The 18286-nt window shown below is 67.3% G+C and carries 16 protein-coding genes; 8 read left to right on the top strand and 8 right to left on the bottom strand.

Annotated features, from left to right (window positions below):
• Nucleotides 1–29: 29 nt before the first annotated feature.
• Nucleotides 30–1199 (bottom strand): GNAT family N-acetyltransferase, encoded by a 1170-nt coding sequence (locus SF06_RS15510; RefSeq protein WP_052199847.1) that lies wholly within the window; start codon nt 1197–1199, stop codon nt 30–32.
• Between the two features lie 264 nt (nt 1200–1463).
• Here SF06_RS15510 and SF06_RS15505 point away from each other — a divergent pair, with 264 nt between their 5' ends.
• On the top strand, nt 1464–2588 hold the full coding sequence (locus SF06_RS15505; RefSeq protein WP_052199846.1) for a GNAT family N-acetyltransferase: 1125 nt from the start codon (nt 1464–1466) through the stop codon (nt 2586–2588).
• A complete protein-coding gene (locus SF06_RS15500) occupies nt 2585–3346 on the top strand; it encodes a ChbG/HpnK family deacetylase (protein ID WP_027589965.1) in 762 nt (253 codons plus the stop codon). Before SF06_RS15505 ends, SF06_RS15500 begins: the two co-directional genes overlap by 4 nt.
• Here SF06_RS15500 and SF06_RS15495 read toward each other — a convergent pair.
• Complete coding sequence (locus tag SF06_RS15495; RefSeq protein ID WP_039562498.1) at nt 3340–3729, bottom strand: RNA-binding S4 domain-containing protein; 390 nt, start codon at nt 3727–3729, stop codon at nt 3340–3342. The genes SF06_RS15500 and SF06_RS15495 overlap by 7 nt on opposite strands.
• Before the next feature lie 102 nt (nt 3730–3831).
• Between SF06_RS15495 and rimB the strand changes: the two genes are divergently transcribed.
• Nucleotides 3832–4299 carry a retropepsin-like aspartic endopeptidase RimB gene (gene rimB / locus SF06_RS15490; RefSeq protein ID WP_027589963.1) on the top strand — a complete coding sequence of 156 codons (468 nt, stop codon included), beginning with the start codon at nt 3832–3834 and terminating at the stop codon, nt 4297–4299.
• Nucleotides 4296–5201 carry a 30S ribosomal protein S6--L-glutamate ligase gene (gene rimK / locus SF06_RS15485; RefSeq protein ID WP_027589962.1) on the top strand — a complete coding sequence of 302 codons (906 nt, stop codon included), beginning with the start codon at nt 4296–4298 and terminating at the stop codon, nt 5199–5201. The genes rimB and rimK overlap by 4 nt, the downstream gene beginning before the upstream one ends.
• A 118-nt stretch (nt 5202–5319) precedes the next feature.
• Here the strand turns inward: rimK and SF06_RS15480 are convergent, their stop codons facing one another.
• Together SF06_RS15480 and ompR are read right to left on the bottom strand one after the other, a co-directional pair.
• On the bottom strand, nt 5320–6636 hold the full coding sequence (locus tag SF06_RS15480; protein ID WP_039562496.1) for an ATP-binding protein: 1317 nt from the start codon (nt 6634–6636) through the stop codon (nt 5320–5322).
• A gap of 16 nt (nt 6637–6652) precedes the next feature.
• A complete protein-coding gene (ompR, locus tag SF06_RS15475) occupies nt 6653–7387 on the bottom strand; it encodes an osmolarity response regulator transcription factor OmpR (protein ID WP_027589960.1) in 735 nt (244 codons plus the stop codon).
• Between the two features lie 190 nt (nt 7388–7577).
• Here ompR and SF06_RS15470 point away from each other — a divergent pair, with 190 nt between their 5' ends.
• From SF06_RS15470 to gshA, 3 genes are all read left to right on the top strand, one after another.
• A complete protein-coding gene (locus SF06_RS15470) occupies nt 7578–9899 on the top strand; it encodes a Tex family protein (protein ID WP_039562494.1) in 2322 nt (773 codons plus the stop codon).
• 1 nt (nt 9900) lies between these two features.
• The gene (locus SF06_RS15465; protein WP_051587370.1) at nt 9901–10290 is read left to right on the top strand and encodes a PaaI family thioesterase; all 390 of its coding nucleotides are present in this window, start codon (nt 9901–9903) and stop codon (nt 10288–10290) included.
• Between the two features lie 104 nt (nt 10291–10394).
• Nucleotides 10395–11978 carry a glutamate--cysteine ligase gene (gene gshA / locus SF06_RS15460; protein ID WP_039562492.1) on the top strand — a complete coding sequence of 528 codons (1584 nt, stop codon included), beginning with the start codon at nt 10395–10397 and terminating at the stop codon, nt 11976–11978.
• Between the two features lie 90 nt (nt 11979–12068).
• Here the strand turns inward: gshA and argA are convergent, their stop codons facing one another.
• The 4 genes from argA to SF06_RS15440 form a co-directional block, all read right to left on the bottom strand.
• Nucleotides 12069–13373, bottom strand: coding sequence for an amino-acid N-acetyltransferase (gene argA, locus SF06_RS15455; protein WP_027589956.1), 1305 nt, complete (start codon nt 13371–13373; stop codon nt 12069–12071).
• Nucleotides 13374–13403: 30 nt separating this feature from the next.
• Complete coding sequence (argE, locus tag SF06_RS15450; protein WP_039562490.1) at nt 13404–14555, bottom strand: acetylornithine deacetylase; 1152 nt, start codon at nt 14553–14555, stop codon at nt 13404–13406.
• A gap of 81 nt (nt 14556–14636) precedes the next feature.
• Nucleotides 14637–15902, bottom strand: coding sequence for an inorganic phosphate transporter (locus SF06_RS15445; protein WP_039562486.1), 1266 nt, complete (start codon nt 15900–15902; stop codon nt 14637–14639).
• A 40-nt stretch (nt 15903–15942) separates the two neighbouring features.
• Nucleotides 15943–16620: a TIGR00153 family protein gene (locus tag SF06_RS15440; protein WP_039562485.1), complete on the bottom strand. Its 678-nt coding sequence runs from the start codon at nt 16618–16620 to the stop codon at nt 15943–15945.
• 150 nt (nt 16621–16770) lie between these two features.
• Between SF06_RS15440 and SF06_RS15435 the strand changes: the two genes are divergently transcribed.
• Complete coding sequence (locus tag SF06_RS15435) at nt 16771–18141, top strand: CYTH domain-containing protein (protein ID WP_039562484.1); 1371 nt, start codon at nt 16771–16773, stop codon at nt 18139–18141.
• Nucleotides 18142–18286: the final 145 nt, after the last annotated feature.

The raw sequence follows: 18286 nt of genomic DNA, 5'->3' as shown, positions 1-18286 counted from the left end.
CACCCGGGTCTCGGACCCGGGGCAACCGCTCAGGCCGTACGACCCGCTTCTTCCAGGCGCCAGCGTTGACGCAGACGCTTCAGGCCACTCGACGCCATCAGGCCTGCCCACGCCAGACCCTGGGGGCAGATGGTCAGGTCGCTCAGGCTGCGGCGGCCCGGGTAGAGTCGGTTGAGGAGCGCGTTATCCGGTGCCGCGCAGGAATCCAGCCATTCCACGCCACGCGGGTCCTGGAAGCTGAGGGTGGCGTTTTCGATTTCCAGCAGGACGCCCGGCGCAAAACGCGAGTAGTCCTCATCGTAGGCGGTCTTGAAGGCATAACGCCCCGGCGGCGCCAGCAGGTCGCAGAGCATGGCCAGCGGCTTGCCGTCCAGGCTCATACGCATCATCACCAGCAGGCCTCTTTCGTGGGCGCTGCGCGCGGTTTCCTCGAAGAAGCGCCGGCACTCGGGCCGGCTGCCAAGGGCAGTGCCTTCGCGCCCTTTCCAGCCCTTGAGCTCCAGCGCGACAAAGGCATCCAGCCAGGACTGCAGATCCCGCGCGCCCGGCCGCAAGACATCGACCTGCAGATCGCCCAGCCCAGCCAGACGCTCCCGCAGGCGTCGATACTCCTTGCGCTTCTTGGCCGGCGTACGCTCCAGGAACGCCTCGAGACCACCCTCAAGGGGTAGCAGTGCGCGCTGCACCGGGGCGGCTGGCAGAAAGCGCAACCCGCAGCGCTGCAGGGCGGGGCGGAGCTCGCGCAGCCAGGCACCCTCGGCATCCAGTCCCCGCAGGCTCAGCAGTGGGTAGCGAAACTGCCGCAACCAGGCGACAAAGCTGTGCGCCACCTCGCTTTCCCGGCCGCGGCGCAGCAGGGGTTCGGCGGAGAAGCAGTAGCGATGCCGGTACGTGTGCAGGCAGGCGAGCAGCCTGCCGTAGCTCCTGCCGAACAGGGGCAGGATGCCATCGAGCACCGTCCGCTCACTGTCCCGAAAGAACAGCAGCACGCGGACCGCCTGCCCTCCGCGTAGATGGCGCAACGCCGGCAACAGGGCCCAGGGCTCATAGAAGGCATTGGGCTCGGCGGCCTGTTCGACCAACTGTTCCCAGGCTTGCAGATGGTGGGCCAGCTCGTTGGGCTCGGCGACCACGACGATCCGGTGCACAGGTTCCGTCGACACGGGAAGATCGGCAGCCAGTGCGGAAAGGTCTGTCATTTCATGCGTCCTTGCAGAAATAGAGGCGTTCTCATCCCCGTGAAAGACAGCCCACGCCAGGGATTGCGCGAACTCTAGCCAAGCTCTGGCAGGCCCGTGCGAGCCGCCGACAAATGTCAGTTTTTCGTAAAGCGCAATGTGTAACCCATCCTTTCGAGGCGCCTGCCGGTCGAAACACTGCTATAACAGGTGCTGCCCATGCAGCAGGACGTCGCACGGGCTCGTTTGCATAGCTCACTTTCCAAACAGCCAGAGCGATCGGTCATGGATTACCGCTTCCAATGGTGTGATTCGCTGTCCGCACCCGACTTCCCCGTCCAGGCTTATGCGCAACTTTGCGAGCGCCTGTCCCACAGCACCCCGTTCAATCACCTGACCTGGCTGCTCGCCGCTGAGCACAACCTGGAGCCGGACCAGCCGCTGCATGTCCTGCTGGCGTGGAAGGGCGATCAGTTGTCCCTGTGCCTGCCGCTGGTGGCGTTCCGCGAATCGCGTTTCGGACTGCGCTGGCGCACCCTGCGCCACCTCGGTTATCCGATGAGTGATCGACTCGCCCTGCTTTGCCAGCTCGACGACAGCGGCCTGACCCAGGCGCTGGAAGAAATACGCCGCCGGCTGCCGCATACCCTGTTGCAGCTGAACGAACTCACCACCGACGCCAACACCCAGCGCTGCATGCAGCACTGGGCTCACCTGAGTTCAAGCCACCACTGCCACCTGAGCTGTCGTGCTCCCTACCACCTCATTTCCCCGCAGGACCGCCAGGAACCGCACCGCAACGTGCGCTACAAACTGCGCAAGGCACGCAAGCGCAGTGATGAGATCGGCGCCACGGTGCGCCGGGTAGCGCCGGATGCCACCAGCATTGGCGCTCTGCTGGATAGCCTGGCCGCAGTGGAAGAACGCAGCTGGAAAGGCCAGGAGGAAGTGGGCATCTTCTGCGAACCCCGACGCGGCTGGATGCGCGAAGCCTTCACCGCCCTTGCCGCCGTCGATCTGGTGCGGGTGGTCATGCTCGAGCATGAGGGACGCTGCATCAGCTATCGCCTGGGCCTGCTGCACAACGGCCGGCTGTACGATTACAACCTGGCGTTTCTGCCGGAGTACGCCGAGCTGAGCGGCGGCCGCCTGCTGCTGGACGAATGGATCCAGTGGGGCCTGGAAGAGGGCTGGCGCTGGGTCGACGCCTCACGGATCAGCCGCAGCGGCTCCACCCACCAGTTGCACGAACGCATGAACGGCCAGGTCGAACACCTGCGCTGGAGCTTTTACTCCTGGCGGCCTTCCGGGATTCTCATGGGCCTGGCACACCGCGCCTGGGAATGGCGCAAGCAGCGGCGCAGCGGGGAGCCCCTGGGCGGCGACCTGCTGCAGGGAGCCGGCCAATGATCCAGCGCGTCATCATCAATGCCGATGACTTCGGTCTCAGCCACGACGAAAACCGCACCATCATCGCTGCCTTCCAGCAGGGACTGATCAGCTCGGCCACCCTCATGGCCAACATGCCGGCCTTCGTCGAGGCGTGCGCGCTGACCCGCGAGCACGGCCTGCAGGGGCGCGTCGGCCTGCACTTCAACCTCACCTACGGGCGTCCGCTGAGCACGGCCATCCGCGCCCAGCCGCGCCTGTGCAACGCCGCCGGGGAGTTCGACCTCAACCTGCCGCGTCATCGGCTCTGGCTGCCGCGGCGCACTCGCCAGGCCATCGAGGCGGAACTGCAGGCGCAATGGCAGCGCTGCCTCGAGCACGGCGTCCGCCCCAGTCATATCGACTCGCACCAGCATGTGCACAACATCCTGCCGGTCGGCGAGGTGGTGGCCCGCTTCGCCGCCCACCAGGGCGTGCCGGTGCGTCTGGCCCGCAACCTGGGACGCAACCTCACGCTGCCCAAGCGCCTGTTCAAGGCGCTGCTCAACCAGCGACTGCGCCGCCTGGGCCATGCCAGCGCGGACCACGTCTGCACACCGTTGGACCTGCACCATGGCCTGCTCCCCGGCAACGGTGTGCTTGAGGTCATTGCCCATCCCTATCCCCTGCAACAGGGCTTCGGCGATGCCTACCTGGCGGAGGGCCAGTCGCTGGGCGAGGTGCTGGCCCGGCGCCTGGAGGGCGTGCCGCGCATCGCCTACAGCGCACTGGCTCAGTAGTCGTCGAGGAAACGGTGAATCTGCCGGCGCTGTTTCTTGGTCGGCCGTCCGTCGGTCTCGATGCCCAGGGCGCCGGCCTTGCGCTGCCGCGCGGCCTCCTCGCGCCGCGCGATGCTCTCCTCGGTTTCCTGGTACAGCAGCTGCGCCTCCGGCGCACCGCGACGCACGTCGGAGAGCGCCAGCACGCGCACCGTGCGCTCGTCGAACCCGGTGCGGATCAGGTATTCCTCGCCGACCTTCGGCTCCTTGCCCGGCTTGCAGCGCTCGCCCCGGTGCTGCACCTTGCCGCCCTCGATGGCCGCCTTGGCCAGGGCGCGGGTCTTGAAGAAACGGGCCGCCCACAGCCATTTGTCCAGGCGGACCTTGTCATCACGATCGTTCATGCTCTCTCCAGGCTCGTTCGCGGATGAACGCCGTCCCTGTACAACAGGTGTGCGGCCCGCAGCGGGCCACTAGAATGCCGGAAATTTACCGGGGAGGCCGCCATGAAGACGTTCGACCACCTCAGCGTCATCGGATTGCACGAATGGATCGGCCTGCCGGACCTGGGTCTGCTGGGCCTGCGCGCCAAGATCGACACCGGCGCCGGCACCTCGGCGCTGCATGCCACCGATATCCAGCCCTTCACCCATGGCGGCGAGGACTGGGTACGCTTCACCGCGCATATCGGCACCCTGGTGCAGCGCCGGCATCGCTGCGAAGCGCCGCTGGTGGCCGTCAAGAAGATCAAAAGCTCCAACGGCCAGACCCAGTTGCGCTATATGATCCGCACCCGCCTGACCCTGGGCGACCGCACCTGGCCGGTGCACTTCACCCTGACCTGCCGCCGCAACATGCGCTTTCGTGTACTGCTCGGCGCCAAGGCGCTGATCGACGGCCAACTGGTGGTCAACCCCGCCCTTGCCTATGTCCAGGACAAGCCCCAGCTCCCCAATCTCTCCGGTGCGCAATGAAGATCGCCATCCTGTCACGCAACCCCAACCTGTATTCGACGCGCCGTCTGGTGGAAGCCGGAGTGCAACGCGGCCACGAGGTGCAGGTGATCGACACCCTGCGCGCCTACATGAACATCGCCAGCCACAAGCCGCAGATCCACTACCGCGGCCGGGCGCTGGAAGGTTTCGACGCGGTGATTCCGCGCATCGGCGCCTCGGTGACCTTTTACGGCTGCGCGGTGCTGCGCCAGTTCGAAATGATGGGCGTGTTTCCGCTCAACGAGTCGGTGGCCATCAGCCGATCGCGGGACAAGCTGCGCTCGCTGCAGCTGTTGTCGCGCAAAGGTATCGGCCTGCCGGTGACCGGTTTCGCCCACTCGCCGGACGACGTACCGGACCTGATCCGCATGGTCGGTGGCGCGCCGCTGGTGATCAAGGTGCTGGAAGGCACCCAGGGCATCGGCGTAGTGCTGTGCGAAACCGAGAAGGCCGCCGAATCGGTGATCGAGGCCTTCATGGGCCTCAAGCAGGACATCATGGTGCAGGAGTACATCCAGGAGGCCGGCGGCGCCGACATCCGCTGCTTCGTGGTCGGTGACAAGGTGATCGCCGCCATGAAGCGCCAGGCCAAGCCCGGCGAATTCCGCTCCAATCTGCACCGCGGCGGCAGCGCCAGCCTGATCAAGATCACCCCGGAGGAGCGTTCCACCGCCATTCGCGCGGCGCGGGTGATGGGCCTGAACGTCGCCGGGGTGGACATCCTGCGCTCCAATCATGGCCCGCTGGTGATGGAGGTGAATTCCTCGCCCGGCCTGGAAGGCATCGAATCCACCACCGGCAAGGACATCGCCGGCCTGGTCATCGAGTACCTGGAAAAGAACGCCTGCCCCGGGGCTACCCGCACGCGCGGCAAGGGCTGATTGAAGGACGCTGCGGAACCTGCGGGAGCAACCTGTTGGAGCGACGTCAGTCGCGAGCTTTTGGGTGGGGTCGACAAGAAAAGCTCGCGGGCCAGTCCGCGCCCCCGGCTCTCTCGGCTCAACCCGCCTCGCGCGGCAGCAGCAGCCCCAGCGGCAGGCACACCCGCGCTTCGAGTCCGCCGCCTTCGCGGTTGCGCAGTTCCACGTGGCCGCCGTGCAATGCGGCGATGCGCTTGACGATCGCCAGGCCCAGCCCGGTGCCGGTGCCGCCCCGGGCGCGGTCGCCACGGATGAAGGGATTGAAGATGTCGCTCAGCTCGTGCTCCGCCAGGCCGGGGCCACGGTCCTGCACGCTCAGCAGCACGAAGGGCGCGCCCGGATCGCCGGCCAGCCGCGCCTCGACGCGCACCTCCTGGCCGCCGTAGCGCAGAGCGTTCTCGATCAGGTTGGTGAGCAGGCGCTTGATGGAGATACGGCGCAGCGGCACGGGAGGGATGCCGGCCTGCACCGCCAGCTGCACCTGCTCGCGCTGCTGGTTGTAGGGGGCCACGGTCTCGCGCACCAGCTCAGCCAGGTCCAGATCCTCCACCGGCTCGTCGCGCCCGTCGCGGATGAAGGCCAGGAACTGATCGAGGATGGCGTCCATGTCCTCGATGTCGCGCACCATGTCCTCGGTCAGTTCCGAGTCGGTGCCCAACAGCTCCAGCGACAGGCGCAGACGGGTCAGCGGCGTGCGCAGATCGTGGGACACGCCGGCCAGCATCAGTTCGCGCTCGCTGGCGGCCTTCTCCACGTCCGCCGCCATCTGGTTGAACGCCCGGTATACCTCGGTGAGCTCGCTGGGCGTGTCGCTGATCGGCAGGCGCACGCTGCGCCCGCGGCCCACCTGGCGGGCGGCGAACACCAGGCGCTTGAGCGGCGCGTTGAGCATGCGCACGAAGATCCAGGCCGCCGCGGTGGACAGCAGGCCGATGGCCAGGAACCAGCCGAGCACGTTCCAGATGCGCTGGCCACGCAGCGGGGAGGGGTACATGGGCACCCGCAGCCAGTCCGGTCCCAGGCTTGGTGCGTGCACCCAGAGCGCCGGCGAGCCGAGCGCGCGCAGGCGTACCTGGGTCTCGGGGCCCAGCTCGTCCTGCATCTGCCGGGCGAAGATGTCGCTATACGGCCAGTGATGCTCGCCGTCCGGCACCTGGGCGCGCGGTGCGATGCGCAGACCCGCCGCCTCGGCGATCTTCGGCCGGTCCGCCTCCGGCGCCGCCCAGTAGGCGCGCACGGTCAGCGCCGCGCCGTGGCTGTACTGGCGATCGAACAGCACGTCCTCGTTCATCATCAGGTACACCAGCGTGAGTACCTTGGAGAACAGCACGACGATCAGCACCATCCACAGGGTGCGCGCAAAGAAGCTCTGCGGAAACCAGAACGGCGCGTTCATGCCGGAGAGGCTCGGCTCACTTGTTGCCGTCCGGCACGAACACGTAGCCCACGCCCCACACCGTCTGGATGTAGCGCGGCTTGGACGGGTCCGGCTCGATCAGTCGGCGCAGGCGCGAGATCTGCACATCGATGGAGCGCTCCAGGGCGTCCCATTCGCGGCCGCGCGCCAGGTTCATCAGCTTGTCGCGGGTCAGCGGTTCGCGGGCGTGCTGCACCAGGGTCTTGAGCACGGCGAACTCGCCGGTGGTGAGCATCTGCACCTGGTCGCCCTTCTTCAGCTCGCGGGTCGCCAGCGACAGCTGGTAGTCGCCGAAGCTGACCACCTCGTCCTCGCTGGCCGGCGCACCGGGCACCAGCGGCGCCTGGCGGCGCAGCACGGCCTTGATGCGCGCCAGCAGCTCGCGCGGGTTGAACGGCTTGGCCAGGTAGTCGTCGGCGCCGCCTTCCAGGCCCTGGATGCGGCTGGCCTCGTCGCCCTTGGCGGTGAGCATGATGATCGGGATCTGGTTGTTCTTCTCGCGCAGCCGGCGACAGGCCGACAGGCCATCCTCGCCGGGCAGCATGAGGTCCAGGACCACCAGATGGAACAGTTCGCGGGCCAGCAGACGGTCCATCTGCTCGACGTTTTCCACGGTGCGGACCCGGTAGCCCTGTTCGTCGAGGAAACGTTCCAGCAGACGGCGCAGGCGCGCGTCGTCATCGACTACCAGGATCTTTTCGCCATCGCTGGCGGTTGCCGTGCTGCTCATCGGAACTCCCGAAATAATGTGCGGCGCATTATGGCGCAGCCCCATCGGCGCCAAGTCTGGCCATTGTTAACAGATTTTTCCTCTGTTGGCCTTGCCGCTGCGTTTGCCGCGCGGGACACGCGGCTGCTTTATACTCCCGCCCTTTCGCGCAGGCCCGACCTGCAGGCTTTGTTCGACGCAAGGTACCTACATGGACATCAATTCCCGCATCGCCGAAGAACTGGCTGTACGCCCGCAGCAGGTGGCCGCCGCCGTGGCCCTGCTCGACGAGGGCTCGACCGTGCCCTTCATTGCCCGCTACCGCAAGGAAGTCACCGGCAGTCTCGACGATACCCAACTGCGCCATCTGGAAGAGCGCCTGCGCTACCTGCGTGAACTGGAGGAGCGCCGCGGCGCGATCCTGGCGAGCATCGAGGAACAGGGCAAGCTGACCGCCGAACTGAAACGCGAGATCCTGCAGGCCGACACCAAGACCCGCCTGGAAGATCTCTACCTGCCCTACAAGCAGAAGCGCCGCACCAAGGGCCAGATCGCCCTCGAAGCCGGCCTGGGCGAGCTGGCCGACGCGCTGTTCGGCAATCCGGAACTGAATCCGGAACAGGAAGCCGAGCGCTTCATCGACGCCGAGAAGGGCTTCGCCGATGTGAAGGCGGTGCTGGAAGGCGCCAAGTACATCCTCATGGAGCGCTTCGCCGAGGACGCCACGCTGCTCGACCGGCTGCGTACCTTCCTGAAGAACGAAGCCACCCTCAGCGCCCGCCTGGTCCCCGGCAAGGAAACCGAAGGCGCCAAGTTCAGCGACTACTTCGAGCATGACGAACGCCTCAAGGGCGTACCGTCGCACCGAGCCCTGGCGATCTTCCGCGGCCGCAACGAGGGCGTGCTGAGCATCGCCCTGAAGGTGGGCGACGAAGCGCCCGGCACCATGCATCCGGGCGAACTGATGATCGGCGAGCATTTCGGCATCAGCAACCAGGGCCGCGCCGCCGACAAGTGGCTGTCCGAGGTGGTGCGCTGGACCTGGAAGGTCAAGCTCTACACCCACCTGGAAACCGACCTGCTCGGCGAGCTGCGCGAGCAGGCCGAGGACGAAGCCATCAGCGTGTTCGCCCGCAACCTGCACGACCTGCTGCTGGCCGCGCCGGCCGGCCCGCGCGCCACCCTGGGCCTGGACCCGGGCCTGCGCACCGGCTGCAAGGTGGCCGTGGTGGATGCCACCGGCAAGCTGCTGGACACCGCCACCGTCTACCCGCACGCGCCGCGCAACGACTGGGACGGCACCCTCGCGGTGCTGGCCAAGCTGTGCGCCAAGCACGGCGTGGACCTGATCGCCATCGGCAACGGCACTGCCAGCCGCGAGACCGACAAGCTGGCCGGCGAGCTGATCAAGAAGGTGCCGGGCCTGAAGCTCACCAAGATCATGGTCAGCGAAGCCGGCGCCTCGGTGTATTCGGCCTCCGAACTGGCCGCCCGCGAGTTCCCCGAGCTGGACGTGTCGCTGCGCGGCGCGGTGTCCATCGCCCGCCGCCTGCAGGACCCGCTGGCCGAGCTGGTGAAGATCGAGCCCAAGGCCATCGGCGTCGGCCAGTACCAGCACGACGTGTCGCAGCTCAAGCTGGCGCGCTCGCTGGACGCGGTGGTCGAGGACTGCGTGAACGCCGTCGGCGTGGACGTGAACACCGCTTCCGCCGCGCTGCTGGCGCGCATTTCCGGCCTCAACGCCACCCTGGCGCAGAACATCGTGCAGTTCCGCGATGCCAATGGCGCGTTCAAATCCCGCGCCGACCTGAAGAAGGTGCCCCGCCTGGGTGACAAGACCTTCGAACAGGCCGCCGGCTTCCTGCGCGTGATGAGCGGCGACAACCCGCTGGACGCCTCGGCCGTGCACCCGGAAACCTACCCGCTGGTGCAGCGCATCGCCGCCGATACCGGCCGCGACATCCGCTCGCTGATCGGCGACTCCGCGTTCCTCAAGCGCCTTGATCCGGCCACGTTCACCGACGAGCGTTTTGGCCTGCCCACCGTCACCGACATCCTCAAGGAACTCGACAAGCCCGGCCGCGACCCGCGCCCGGAATTCAAGACCGCCGAGTTCCAGGAAGGCGTGGAAACCCTCAAGGACCTGGTGCCCGGCATGGTGCTGGAAGGCGTGGTCACCAACGTGACCAACTTCGGCGCCTTCGTTGACATCGGCGTGCACCAGGACGGCCTGGTGCACGTCTCGGCGTTGTCCGAGAAGTTCGTCAAGGACCCCTACGAAGTGGTCAAGGCCGGCGACATCGTCAAGGTCAAGGTCATGGAGGTGGACATCCCGCGCCAGCGCGTCGGCCTGTCCATGCGCATGTCCGACACCCCCGGCGAAAAGGTCGACGGGCCGCGGGGCGGACAATCCCGCAGTGGCAGCCGCGGCGGCCAGCCGCGCAGCGAGCGCCACGCCACACAGGACAAGCCGGCCCCGGCCAATGCCGCCATGGCCGCGCTGTTCGCCAACGCCAAGCAGCTGAGGAAGTAACGTGAGCCTGCAAGACGAAGCCATCGGCAAGAGCAGCGCCTTCGGGCGCCTGCTGGGCCTGGAAATCATCACGGTGGAGAAGGGCGAGGCGCTGCTGCGCCTGAACATGCACGACGGGCTGCGCAACCTGCACGGCAAGCTGCACGGCGGCGCGCTGTTCTCGCTGATCGACACCACCATGGGCCAGGCCAGCCACAGCCTGAACGACGGGGTACCGAACACGGTCACCCTGGAGTGCAAGGTGAATTACATCCGCAGCGTGAGCGACGGCGAGCTGGTCTGCCGCGCCTGGGTGGTGCATGCCGGTCGGCGCACCCAGGTCATCGAAGCGGACGTGCACCAGAACGACAAGCTGGTGGCCAAGGCGCAGGCCACCTTCGCCTGCCTGTAACCTTTTCCCGTTCGGCGGCCTGTTTGCGCGGGCCGCCGCGCTCTTGTAGTCGCGAAGGTCCAACCTCATATTGGGTCGATCTTCGCGCGTAGGAATTCAGAACATTGAGCGATCTACTCACCCGTCGCCTGGCCCTGCTGGGCGAGCCGGCGCATCTGCCCCTGCTCGGCCAGGCGCTGCACGGCATCGAACGCGAGACCCTGCGGGTCGATGAACAGGGCCAGCTGGCGCTCACGCCGCACCCGGCGGCACTGGGCTCGGCCCTGACCCACGACCGGATCACCACCGACTATTCCGAAGCGCTGCTGGAATTCATCACCGGCACCAGCACCGATCCGGCGCAGACCCTCGACGAGCTGGAACGCATCCATCGCTTCACCTGCGGCAAGCTGGACGGTGAGTACCTGTGGAGCGCCTCCATGCCCGGCCCGCTGCCGGCCGAGGAAGACATCCCGATCGCCCGCTACGGCAGCTCGCACACGGGTCGCCTGAAGTACGTCTACCGCAAGGGCCTGGCCCTGCGCTACGGCAAGACCATGCAGTGCATCGCCGGCATCCACTACAACTACTCGCTGCCCGAGGCGCTGTGGACCCTGCTGCGGACCGCCGAGAACGACAGCCGCGACGCCCGCGACTACCAGTCGGCACGTTACATCGGCCTGATCCGCAATTTCCGCCGCTACAGCTGGCTGCTGATGTACCTGTTCGGCGCCTCGCCGGCGCTGGATGCCAACTTCCTGCGCGGGCGCAACCACCAGTTGCAGCAGCTGGACGCCGACACCCTGTACCTGCCCTGGGCCACCAGCCTGCGCATGAGCGACCTGGGCTACCAGAACAGCGCCCAGGCCGGCATGACGCCCTGCTACAACGACCTGGCCAGCTACACCGAGAGCCTGCTGAACGCCGTGTCCACGCCCTACCCGGCGTATGCGGCGATCGGCACCCGGCGTGACGGCGAATGGCTGCAACTGAACACCAACCTGCTGCAGATCGAAAACGAGTACTACTCCAGCATCCGCCCCAAGCGCGTCACCGCTCCCGGCGAACGCCCGCTGCAGGCCCTGCTGGCGCGCGGCGTGCAGTACGTGGAGGTGCGCTGCCTGGACATCGACCCGTTCCTGCCGCTGGGGATCGATCTGACCGAGGCCCTGTTCCTCGACACCTTCCTGCTCTATTGCGCGCTGCAGGACAGCCCGCTGCTGATGGATGGCGAGTGCGGCCGCTGCACCGCCAACTTCCTGAAGACCGCCACCGAAGGACGCCGTCCCGGTCTGCAGCTGCAGAACGGCAAGCAGTCCGTGGAGCTGCACCAGTGGGCGACTGAGCTGCTGCAGGACATGCGTCCGGTCGCCGAGCTGCTCGACCACGCACGCGGCGGCCAGGGCCACGTCAACGCCCTGCAGGCCCAACAGGCCAAGGTGGAGGATGCCGAGCGCACGCCATCGGCGCGGGTTCTGGCGGCCTTGCGCGAGCGTGGCGAAAGCCACACCGCGTTCGCCCGCCGGCAGAGCCATGCGCATGCGCAAACGCTGCTCGCCGCGCCCCTGGCGACGGACGAGCAGGCACGCTTCGAAAGCCTGGCGCGCGAGTCGCTGCTGGCCCAGCAACGCATCGAGGCAGCGGACGAAGGCGATTTCGACAGCTTCGTCGCGGCCTATCAGGCGAGCCTGCTGAATATCGCCCACTGACGTGCGTGGCCGTGCCGGGCGTGTGGGCGGTCAGCGCTGTTCTGGCCGCCACGGTGGCCAACGCATAGCGTTGACCACCCTAGGTTCCGGCTACGGATTCAACGGCTTTTCGAACACCTTCGACTGGCGCTGGTAGTTGTACAGCGAGGCGCGCGCGGCCGGCAGGCGTTCCACGCCGCTGGCCTTGAAGCCGCGTTCCTGGAACCAGTGCGCGGTGCGGGTGGTGAGCACGAACAGGGTTTTGAGCCCCAGGGCACGGGCGCGGTCCTCGATGCGCTCGAGCAGCGCATCGCCGCGATGACCATGGCGGTAGTCGGGATGCACGGCCAGGCAGGCCAGCTCGCCCCAGTCGGAGTCCGGCACCGGATACAGCGCGGCGCAGGCGATGATCAATCCGTCGCGCTCCACCACGCTGAACTGGCCGATCTCGCGCTCCAGCACTTCCCGCGAACGCCGCACCAGAATGCCCTGCTCCTCCAGCGGGCGGATCAGCTCCAGCAGGCCGCCAACATCCGCGATGGTCGCCTCGCGCAGCGACTCGAACTGTTCCTGGTCGATCAGCGTGCCGCTGCCGTCGCGGGTGAACAGCTCGTTAAGCAACGCGCCGTCCTGGGCGTAGCTGACCATGTGGCAGCGCTTCACCCCGCCCCGACAGGCGCTCGCGGCGGCCTTGAGCAGGCTGGCCTGGTCGCTGGCGCCGAGGCGCAGCAGATGCTGCGGCACCTGCTGGGGACGCAGCTCGCGAATCAGGCGGCCACTGTCATCCAGCAGTCCCTGTTCGGCGCCGAACAGCAGCAGCTTGTCGGCGCCCAGCTCCACGGCGGCCCGGGTGGCCACGTCCTCGCAGGCCAGGTTGAAGATTTCACCGGTAGGCGAGTAACCGAGCGAGGACAGCAGCACGATGCTGCGCTCGTCCAGTTGGCGACCGACGCCCTTGCGGTCGATGCGGCGTACCTCACCGGTGTGCTGGTAGTCGACGCCGTCCAGCACGCCGATCGGTCGCGCGGTGACGAAGTTGCCGCCGGTCACCCGCAGGCGGGCGCCCTGCATGGGCGAAGCGGCCATGTCCATGGACAGCCGCGCCTCGATGGCGATGCGCAGTTGGCCGACCGCGTCGATCACGCACTCCAGGGTGGGCTGGTCGGTGATGCGCAGATCCTTGTGGAAACGCGGCGTCAGCCCGCGCTGCGCCAGGCGCGCCTCGATCTGCGGCCGCGAGCCGTGCACCAGCACCAGGCGCACACCGAGGCTGTGCAGCAGCACCAGGTCGTGGACGATGTTGCCGAAGTTGGCGTGCTCGACGGCATCGCCCGGCAGCATGACCACGAAGGTGCGCTCACGGTGCGCGTTGATGTAGGGCGAGGAATTGCGGAGCCAGCTGACGTAGTCGTGCATGAAGGATGGGACCTGTCGAATGGGGCGTGATCAGGTGGACGGTTGCAGGCAATAGTGCTCGATCAGCCGGCGCAGCAGGTGCACGGTCGGCTCGATGCGCTCCAGGGCCAGGTATTCGTCCGGCTGGTGGGCGCAGGCGATATCGCCGGGGCCGAGCACCAGGGTCTGACAACCGAGCTGCTGAAGATACGGCGCCTCGGTGCCGAACGCCACCGCCTCGGCCGCATGCCCGGTGAGTCGCTCGGCCAGGCGCACCAGCTCGCTGTCCGCGGACTCCTCGAAGGGCGGCACCTCCGGAAACAGCGGCGCGAAGTCCATGCGCACCTGGTGCCGCTCGGCCACTGGCCGCAGCCGCTCGCGGATCGCTGCGCGCAGACTGTCGGCGTGCATGCCCGGCAGGGGCCGCAGGTCGAATTCCAGTGCGCAGCGACCGCAGATGCGATTGGGGTTGTCGCCGCCGTGGATGCAACCCAGGTTGAGCGTCGGCACTGCGACCCGGAACAGCGGGTTGTGGAAGTCGCGCTGCCACTCGGCACGCAGTGCCAGCAGCTCGCCGATGGCCGCGTGCATGGCCTCCAGTGCGCTGTGGCCAAGGCTGGGATCGGAGCTGTGGCCGCTCTGGCCGGTGATGTCCAGCCGCTCCATCATCACGCCTTTGTGCAGGCGGATGGGCTTGAGGCCGGTCGGCTCGCCGATCACCGCCGCGCGCCCCAGCGGCCGGCCGGCCTCGGCCAGGGCGCGGGCGCCGCTCATGGAGCTTTCCTCGTCGCAGGTGGCGAGAATCAGCAGCGGCTGGCGGAACGGTCGGTCGAGCAGACCGCGCACGGCCTCGATGACCAGCGGGAAGAAGCCCTTCATGTCGCAGGCGCCCAGGCCGTACCAGCGGCCGTCGCGCTCGGCCAGCCGCCAGGGATCGCTGCGCCACAGTGCCGGGTCACAGGGCACGGTATCGCTGTGCCCGGCCAGCACCAGCCCGCCGGGACCGCTGCCGCGACTGGCCAGCAGGTTGAACTTGCCGGGCTGCACCTGCTGGACGTCGCAATGAAAGCCCAACGCGCCGAGCCAGCTTTCCAGCAGGACGATGACCTCGCGGTTGGACTGATCGAGGGACGGCTGAGTGCAGCTCACCGAGGGCGCGGCGATCAGCGCGGCGAATTGCTGCTGGAGCGAGGGAAGGGGCATCGACCATCTCCGTGCGTGCGATCAAGCCCGGAGTGAAGCACGAAAGACGCCATGCCGGCGAGGCATGGCGTCTGCGGGCGGTCAGGTGAAGATCGCGCGGAAGATCAGGAAGAACAGGATCGACAGACCGGCACCGACCGGCAGGGTCACCAGCCAGGAGGTGAAGATCTTGCCGATCACGCCCAGGTTCAGGGCGCCGATGCCACGGGCAATACCGATACCCAGCACCGCACCCACCAGGGTGTGGGTGGTGGAGATCGGCAGGCCGAGGGCGGAGGCGGCCACCACGGTGGTGGCGGTGGCCAGCTCGGCGGCGAAACCGCGGCTGGGGGTCAGTTCGGTGATGCCCTTGCCGATGGTGGCGATCACCTTCCAGCCGTAGGTGGCCAGGCCGATCACGATGCCGATGGCGCCCAGCAGCAGCACCCAGCCCGGCACGGCGGACTTGGCACCGACCAGCATGTCGCCACCGGCCTGGATGGCGCCCACCACGGCGGCCAGCGGACCGACCGCGTTGGCCACGTCGTTGGCACCGTGGGCGAAGGCCATGGAGCAGGCGGTGAAGATCATCAGCACCGCGAAGACCTTCTCGACGCTGGCGTAGTGGAAGGCCTTGTCGGCTTCTTCATCGACCTTGATGCGGCTGAGCAAGGCGATGCCGATCAGGGCCACCAGCAGGCCGACGCCGATGGAGAGCAGCAGGCTTTCGGCGGACGACAGGTTGATGCCGACGTGCTTGAGGCCCTTGCTGAAGGTCATGATCGAGACCATGAAGCCGGTCAGGAACATGTACACCGGCACGTAGCGCTTGGCCTTCTGGAACGGGTTGTCGGTGTTCATGATCAGCGCCTGCACGCTCATGAACAGGCCGAAGGCGATCACCCCGGACATGAAGGGCGTCACCACCCAGCTGGCGACGATCGGGCCGATGGCGCCCCAGTTGACCGCATCGACCGACACGCCGACGGCGCCGAAGCCGATCACCGCACCGACGATGGAGTGAGTGGTGGACACCGGCCAGCCCTTCACCGACGCGATCATCAGCCAGGCACCGGCGGCCAGCAGCGAGGACATCATGCCGAGGATGAACAGGTCAGGCGGGATCTGGGTGGCGTCGAGGATGCCGTTCTTGATGGTTTCGGTCACTTCACCGCCGGCGAAGTAGGCCCCGCAGAACTCGAAGACCATGGCGATGAGAATCGCCTGCTTGATGGTCAGCGCCTTGGAACCCACCGAGGTACCCATGGCGTTGGCCACGTCGTTGGCACCCACCCCCCAGGCCATGAAAAAACCGAACGCGCAGGCGAGCACCAGCAGCACGAAGCCGTAGTCCGCGACAAGAGACATAACGAATTACCTGTAAATACCTAAAAAAGGACGCTGGCGCTTAGCGCGCCAGCAGTTGTTCCAGACGATTGCCGACACGCTCGGCACGGTCGGCGACATCCCCGACCCACTCGATGATCTTGTACATGAACATCACATCGACGGGCGGAAGGTCCTTTTCCAGGGCGTACAGCGCGCGCCGAATGGTGATCTGCATGCGATCGGTGTCGCGCTCGATCTCCTCGAGTTCCTCGACCATCTTCTCGACCAGCGCCACCTCGCGGCCGCTGAAGCCGGTCTCGAGCAGCGAATCCAGCTCCTTGAGCGCCTTGAGCGCCTGGGCGCTGGCTTCTACGCAGCGGCTGACATAGTTCAGCATCGGCGCCTGCAGCGGCTGGGGGATGACCATGGTGCGGCCGAGCATCAGTCCGGCGATGTCCTTGGCGCGGTTGGGAATCTTGTCCTGCACGCTGAGCAGGTCGAGCAGGTCCGAACGCGGCACCGGCAGGAACAGGCTCTTGGGCAGGTGCTGGCGAACGTCCTTCTTGAGCTTGTCGGCCTCGTTCTCCATCCGGGCCATGTCCTTCTGGAGCAGCTCGACGCGCTCCCAGTCCTCGGCGATCACCGCCTGGAAGAAGGGGACCAGTTGGGCCGCGCATTCGTGCGCCTTGGCCATATGCTGCTGCATGGGGCCGATGGGCGAACGCCCGAACAGGCTGACGAAGGGGTTGGTTGGCATAGGGGGGACCCTGTTTGAAAGATGGCGGATTATAAGAGCCGCCTCGCGTTGCCGGCCAGTTCGTGTCACTGATCTGAAACAATTTTACGCATGTGACGCCTGCCGCTCGTGCTGCCCGTACAATGCACGCCATTTTCGCGAGACTCCTCCATGAACAAAGAAACCGAAATCAAACTGCGCGCCAGCCGCGCCTCCCTGGCGGCGCTGCGCGACCATCCGCTGCTGGCCGGGCGCAATCGCAGTGGCTGGCGGCGCGTCGAGCTGTACAACCAGTATTACGACACCGCCAGTCGGGATTTGGCTCACGCACGGGTCGCGCTGCGCCTGCGCCGCGACGGCGAGCAGTTCATCCAGACCCTGAAGAGCCGAGGCCAGAGTGTGGCCGGGCTGTCCGAGCGCAACGAGTGGGACTGGTACCTGCAGCGCCCCGAGCTGGACCCGGCGCTGCTCGGCGACGACTGCTGGCCGGCCAGCCTGGCCGAGCTGGACAAGGCCAGCCTGCAGCCGCTGTTCACCACCGATTTCGTGCGCGAGAAGGCCGACATCGGCTGGGGTGAAGGCGAGGAGGAGGTGCTGATCGAGGCCGCCCTGGACCTCGGCAAGGTGCTGGCCGACGGTCGCGAAGAAGAGATCTGCGAGCTGGAGCTGGAGCTGCGCAAGGGCCGACCCGAGGCGCTGCTGGAGCTGGCCATGGGCCTGGCGACCGACCTGCCGCTGGTGCCCTGCGACATCAGCAAGGCCGAGCGCGGCTACCGGTTGTTCGATACCGGCAGCTACAGCCTGAGCCTGCCGGCGCCGACGCTGCACGCCGAACAGCCGCTGGACGAGGTGTTCGCGGCGCTGGCCTGGCACCTGCTGGGCAGCAGCCAGCGGCTGGCCGAGCAGTACCGCTTCACCGGCCACTGGAAACTGCTGGAGCAGTGGCTGCAGCAACTGATCGACCTGCGCGCGCTGCTTAGCAGCCTCGGCCAGGCCGCGCCCCGGGTGAGCAGCCACGCGCTACGCGAAGCGCTGGACGCGCTGCTCGCCGAGTGGCGCCCGCGCGTCGTCGCCGGACAGCTCGACGAAGCGGCGCGCCAAGTCGCGCCGCAGCAGTTCGCCGCCGAGCTGGACGACACCCGCTGGGGTCTGTTCTCGCTGCAACTGGCGCACTGGCTGCTCGCGCGCAGCTGGACCCAACAACGCAACCCGCGCGGCACGCGTGCCGGCGCGGCGGCCATCGGCCGCTGGCTGACCCAGTTCCTGCACGAGGAGATCGGCGCCCTGCCGCTGGAGAACTACCAGCGCCAACCGAGCGAGCTACCCGAGCAGCTGCCGCGCCTGGAACGCATGCTGGTCTGGCTGCGCCTGGCGCGCGGCGTACTGGAGGTGACCGAGGCCGATCGCCTGTACGGCGAGCTGCACAAGCTGCATGAGCTGGCGCTGCAACCGGTGGGCGTTGACGACGAGACCACTTTGCCGGCCCGCGCCGAGCAGGCCAAGCGCGTGTGGATGCTCAAGGCCTGGAAGGCGCTTAAATAGCGGACAGCCGCCCGCTTTTCGTGGGAGATTCTATGTTGCCCTGCAAGCGCTTTTAGGCAGTTCGAGGGATGTAATCCTCCCGCTTCTTCATCAGGGCAAAGGCGATCCTGGCCAGCTTGCGGGCCAGGCACCCCCGCGGCCGGGG

It is taken from the genome of Pseudomonas flexibilis (genome assembly GCF_000802425.1).
Taxonomy (GTDB): Bacteria; Pseudomonadota; Gammaproteobacteria; order Pseudomonadales; family Pseudomonadaceae; genus Serpens; species Serpens flexibilis.
The sequence above is the reverse complement of the archived record's forward strand: the minus strand, read 5'-3'. Positions and strand labels throughout refer to the sequence as shown.